We start from the raw sequence: 5,268 nt of genomic DNA, 5'->3' as shown, positions 1-5,268 counted from the left end.
CAACCTCGCCAAGCGCATAACGGACGAGACCACACCAACCTGGCGAGGAACCTACTAGGGTATAAGCGGCAATCCGCCTAGATCAAACGCCCTCTTAGTGGTGCTCGGCCTCTTCGGCGGGGCGCCGGTCCTGCCGGCCTCTCGTCTCGGTCGTTTTCGCGCTGCGCCGTTCTGGCCTCCGCCTGCGTGGGGGTGGCATGTGTGCTGAGGGCGTCGTGTCGGTCGTGGTGGTGGAACTTCATCGTGTGTGGGAGGCGTTAGCAGGGTGGTGCGCGATGATGTGTGTCCAACGAGGGACGACGTGGCAGAAGCTGAGGTGGCACGAGTGGCGATGTGGGATCGGATCAAGGACCAGGCGACCAGAGGTCTGCAGCAGGCCCAAGGGGTGCGCGGCGGCTCCGGCGGCCGTGGGCCGTCCGGCGCACGGTCCGGGGGCGGTTCCAGGGCCGAGCTCGTGAGCGCGCTGAAGTCGCAGCTCACGTCGCTGAAGACGGAGCTGAAGAGCGGCGCTTTCCGGGACGCCAGCATGGCCATGTGCGCGTTGGTGGCCGCCGCTGACGGACGGGTCGATCCGGCCGAGCGCCAGCACGTCGAGTCGCTCATCCTCACCAACGACGTCCTTCAGAACTTCCCCGCCGACCAGCTCCGCCAGCGTTTCAACAAGCACGTCGACCAGCTTTCGGCCGGCTTCGTCATGGGCAAGGCGGCGGTGCTTCAGGAGGTCGTCAAGGTGGCGAAGAAGCCCACCGAGGCACGGGCTGTCATCCAGACCGGCATCGTGGTCGCGGGTGCGGACGGCTTCATCGCGCCTGCCGAGGAGCAGATCATCCGCGAGGCGTGCACTGCGCTTGGCCTGCCGGCGGCGGAGTTCGGCATCTGACCCGCTGACCTCGGTGAAGAGACACGCGGCCGTGTACCTTCCGCCGGCCCGTCGGGTCCAGCGGGTCGTCCCGGTCGACCAGTGAGACATAGGTGGCGAAGACGACAGGCCCTGACCGGCCCACAGGGCGAGCTGGATCGGGTTGGTGGTGGTCCGTACTCCCAGCTCGTTGAGCACGGGGTCGTTCTCCAGCGAGCAGACCGCGGGTCCTCAGCTCGGCTCTCCCGGTGCGGCCACAGTGCCGTCGAGCCGCAGGCCGTACTCCGTGAGGCCGCGCAGTCCCGGCGCGGCCTCCGGTTCCCGGTCGGCCAGGTGCAGCAGGGCGCGCGTGGCGCTGCCGCTGCCCGCGACGGCGCGGCGGCACAACTCGTCGACGCGGTCGTTCTCCGCGAGATGGTTGACCACTTCCGCGTCCGCGTACTTGTCGCCCGCCGCCGCCCGGTCCGCCAGTTCGGCGAGACGGCCGGCCTTGACCAGCAGATCGGCGAGCCGCCGGGCGTCGTACTTGTCCAAGGGCCTGGGTTCCTCCCGGAGCAGCGCCAGCAACTCCACCTCCCTGCCATGTTGTTCGAGGAGCCTGATCAGCCGCCGCCTGCCGTCGTACTCACCTGCAGCCATGGCATGGCGCCAGAGGGCGATCGCCTCGTCTACGCGGCCACTCTGCTCCAGGTGATCGGACAGGTGCGAGCGGGCAGACAGATCGCCGCGGGCCGCGCGCTCCTCGATCTCGGCGATCCGTCCCTGCTCGGCAAGGGTGCGCGCCACCTGATCTTGGGCACGCCAGTTCCCCGCTTCCGCGCGGGCGGTCAGCTCGTCCCACCGGCCGGAGTCCACGAGCATCGACGCAACGACAGCGTCGAGGTCGTCGTTGTGGCCGTGATCGCGCTCAAAAGCGAGCGCGACGTCAAGCGCCGCCTCTACCATGCCCAGCTCCTCGTACAGGTGCATCTCTGGCCACGGTCCGTACGGCGAGGGCTTCCAGGCCGCGCACACGGTCTTCGCGTGGGCGACGATCCCCGGGTCCTCAGCGGCGCGTTCCCGCCAGTGGCTGGTCAGGAAGCGCCTGGCTGCCTCCGAGCCGTCGACCGCCATGACCTCCAGCTCGTCGAGGCGGCTCGCCGCGACGAGCAGGTCCACGAGCAGTTGCTCGCAGGTGAAGTCGTCGGGGTTCTCGGCCGACCAGGCCCGCAGCACGTGCTCGGCCTCGGTGGCGCTGGTCGCCGTGCCGTCGTCGAGGAGCAGGGCGACGAGCTTGTCCCGTACGCCGGAGTCCCGGCTGGCGCCGTCCCGTAGGAGGGCGAGCGCCTCGCCCCGTCGGCCGGCCACCACCAGCGCCTCGGCGGCGTTCCGTGCGGCCTCCCCGTCGCCGCCCGCTGCGAGGCGCGTCCAGACGGCGATCGCCTCGTCGTGCCGCCCGGCAGATGCCAACGCGTCCGCGAGGGCACCGGCGGCCCGTTCGTGGGCGTCGGCGTACGGCGACAGCAGTGCGATCCGTGTGTCGTGGTCGTCCTGCACCAAGTCCCGGAGGACGTGCGTGACGAGTTGGTCGACCGCCTCCGGATGCCCCTCGGCGGCCAGTGACTCCAGCGCCGCAAAGTACTCGGCCGTGCGGCCACGGGTCCGTAGCAACCGCGCCCGATGCAGGGCTCCTTCGGCTCCGGCGGCGGCGTAGAAGGTGTCGGCGAGCTCGTACAGCAGACGCCACTGCGCGCTCCAGCCGATGCGTACCAGGTCGTGGCCGACCGATGTGGCCAGGAGCGCGCGCCAGGCGCTTTCCGGTACTGCCTCGAAGCTCCGCCTGTGGGCGCCGACATGGAGCAGGTGGTCGGCGAGGGTGTAGCCGACGACACTGCCAGGTTCGCTGCCGGCCTGGGGCGAGAGGGCCGCAGTGGCGCCGTCAACGGGTTCCGTGGCGTACTGCAGGCCGCTGTCCCACCAGGTGCCGGTGGCGCGTGCCCAGGAGGCCGAGTCGAGGTATCCGGGGGAGGCGGCGCGCAGGAAGGCGGGGGTGAGTAGCTCTGGGGCGCCGAGCCGGCGGGCATCGACGGAGGCGGTAATCAGAGCGCGGCCGTAGGCGTTGCCGTGGCGCCAGCGCCGTTCCAGGATGGGGGCGCCCGCGAGGGTCTGCACGACGCCGAAGTCCGCGACCTGCATCGCTGCGGCGATCCGCAGGTCCTCGTTGGCGATCTCCTGGGACCGTTCGCGTTCGCTGTCGCTGAACTCCTCTGCGACGTCGACGGTAACCGCGAGGGCGAGGACGTCGCGGGCTGCGCGCGCGGCGCCTCGGGTGTCGTGTTCGGTGTCGGCTCCGCCAGGGTGGTTGTGGCGGTCGTACTGGTCGGGCCACAGGGCCCCGACGACGACCGTGGGGGTACGGGGGTCGAGGAGCCGTACCAGGGTGGGGGCGGTCAGGGCGGGGTGCGCGCAGAGAAAACGGTCGAGGTCGTCGAGCCAGAGGATCAGACCGGGCGCGGCGGGCAGGGTCGTCGCGGCGGTCGGCCGTGCCAGTTCCTGGAGTTCGGCCACGTCCTGCGGGCGCAGCAGCCACCAGTCGGAGAGCTCGTTGCGTACGGCTTCGTAGGCCGATCGACTCTTTCCGGTGGACGGCTCCCCGACGAGGAGGAGCATGCCGCCCGCCCCCTTCATTCCCCGCAGGGTGCGGCGCAGCGCGCGGTCGTGGTCGCGCGGGATGTAGAGGGGCAGGTCGCCCGGGGCGCCGGGCACCTCGATGGCGGGCTTGACGCCGAGGTGTCGCGGGTTCCAGTCCTCGACGCGGCGCGCGCGGGGGAGGGGTGGCGACTGCGGGGGCCGGGCCGCGGACGCGGCGTCCCGCGCCGCGTGGACGGGTAGCAGGCCGGCGGCCGGGGCAGCGGGGCCGGCGGTGGCGCCGCGGGAGAGTGCCGCTCTGGCCTGGGCGCGCAGGACCGCGTGGCCGACGGCGTCGGCCCTGCGGGCGGCCTCCGCGCGATGGACTTGCGCCCATGCCTCCTCGTCGAGGAGAGGTGTGGCCGCGCCGCCGTCGAGGATCCCGAGCGGGAGCGCGATGGTCCGCAGGGCCCGTACGACGGCCTTGAGCTTGCCGGCGTCCTGCGGGAAGCGCTCCCCGCGCAGCCAGTCGCTCACCGTGGTCGGCGAGACCCTGGCCTGCCGCGCCAGGAAGCGATAGGGGGCGACGTTGGCCAGATGCTCCGCGTGGAATGCGCCCAAGGCCTTGATCCGCGTCGTGAAGTCCTCCTCGTCTCCGCACTGTTGTGCTACCCGGCTCTCCTCCACCGCCTCTGCCCCGCCTGTCGTGTGTGTCCCGCGTGTCCAGCGCGGTGTCCAGGGCGTTCCTGGGCATAGCGAAGCGTACGTCCCGGACATGGGACTTTGCCGTCCGTGTGTCCAACCGGTGGGCGGAAGGCAGCGGGACGGAGGCCTGGACGCGGACTGTGTCGGCATCCGCCTCCGCCGCCCGGCGTGAGGAGAATTCCGGAGGGCGCCATGAATCAGGTCCAGTTGCTGTCGCTGCTCCTCGCGCTGTCGGTCGCGCTCAACCTCGCCTGCTGTGCGGGCTGGACGGCGCGCCGCGCTGGGAACGGACGGGCCCAGGCGGCCCTTGTCGCCGGCGGGGCGGCGTGCACGGTCCTGACCGTGTTCTTCGCCGGGGTGTCCGCGTTTCGCTGAGCTGCCGCCCGATGGTGTCGGCTGAGGGGCCCTGCTTCCGATGAGGGGTCCTTGCTTCCGAGGCAGTACGAGGAGGCACCATGCCCCTGCCGGCCCCGACGTCATCCCGCTGGGGAGGACTCCCTGAACGATTCGGCCTGAACGCTACTGATCACCAGTCCGGCGGCCTTCGGCCGCCGGACCCTCGCCATCAGGTCACCAGCCGATCGGGAAAGTCCTGGTGCTGTGACCGGAAAGGTTCGCCGGGCTGGGAGCGGACAAGTAGTTTGATGGGCCTGGGGAGCCTGCGCACCGGGGGTGGGAAGGTCGCGCCGTGACTATCACCCTGCATGACTTTGACGGTGAGCACTCGCTGACGCTCTCTACCGGTGACCTGGCCGCCGATGCTGCAGTAGTTGCCACCGGACACGAGCCGAATGGACACTTCTGGGAAGGCCTTGTGCAGTTCGCCTGGCCGGATCTTGCTGAGCGCCTCGATTTCGACAGCGAGGCCGGCACGTTCTGTGCACTCGGGAGCCTGAGCGACCTCGCACGTCTCAAGGCTGTCCTTGAGCCCGTAATCTCGAGCCCCAGCGCAGGCCGCGAGATTGTGGCCCGTGCCGAGACGGCGTGCTTCGAGTTCGACGACTAGTAGTGCTTCGTTACGTTGGGTGATCTTTCCTGTTGGTAGGCATCTTCCGGCTATGAGACTGGGGGAGGTGGAACGGCTCCGGGGTGAGGTG

General features: G+C 70.6%; 4 protein-coding genes and 1 pseudogene. 3 read left to right on the top strand and 2 right to left on the bottom strand.

What is annotated here, in order from left to right:
* Window positions 1-325 precede the first annotated feature (325 nt).
* Window positions 326-880, top strand: coding sequence for a tellurite resistance TerB family protein (locus ACFWUY_RS40485; RefSeq protein ID WP_384121781.1), 555 nt, complete (start codon window positions 326-328; stop codon window positions 878-880).
* Here the strand turns inward: ACFWUY_RS40485 and ACFWUY_RS40480 are convergent.
* Together ACFWUY_RS40480 and ACFWUY_RS40475 are read right to left on the bottom strand one after the other, a co-directional pair.
* Window positions 879-1,084, bottom strand: a pseudogene (locus ACFWUY_RS40480) (hypothetical protein); the annotation flags it as partial. The gene ACFWUY_RS40485 and the pseudogene ACFWUY_RS40480 overlap by 2 nt on opposite strands.
* A gap of 6 nt (window positions 1,085-1,090) precedes the next feature.
* Window positions 1,091-4,087 (bottom strand): hypothetical protein, encoded by a 2,997-nt coding sequence (locus ACFWUY_RS40475; protein ID WP_384121779.1) that lies wholly within the window; start codon window positions 4,085-4,087, stop codon window positions 1,091-1,093.
* Window positions 4,088-4,363: 276 nt separating this feature from the next.
* On the opposite strand from ACFWUY_RS40475, the gene ACFWUY_RS40470 reads away from it, so the two are divergent.
* Window positions 4,364-4,546: a hypothetical protein gene (locus ACFWUY_RS40470; protein ID WP_384121777.1), complete on the top strand. Its 183-nt coding sequence runs from the start codon at window positions 4,364-4,366 to the stop codon at window positions 4,544-4,546.
* 313 nt (window positions 4,547-4,859) lie between these two features.
* The gene (locus ACFWUY_RS40465) at window positions 4,860-5,177 is read left to right on the top strand and encodes an Imm51 family immunity protein (RefSeq protein WP_384121775.1); all 318 of its coding nucleotides are present in this window, start codon (window positions 4,860-4,862) and stop codon (window positions 5,175-5,177) included.
* Window positions 5,178-5,268 lie beyond the last annotated feature (91 nt).

The organism is Streptomyces sp. NPDC058664, from assembly GCF_042716635.1.
In the GTDB taxonomy this organism is placed as follows: domain Bacteria; phylum Actinomycetota; class Actinomycetes; order Streptomycetales; family Streptomycetaceae; genus Streptomyces.
This window is presented reverse-complemented; position numbering and strand designations above follow the sequence as displayed.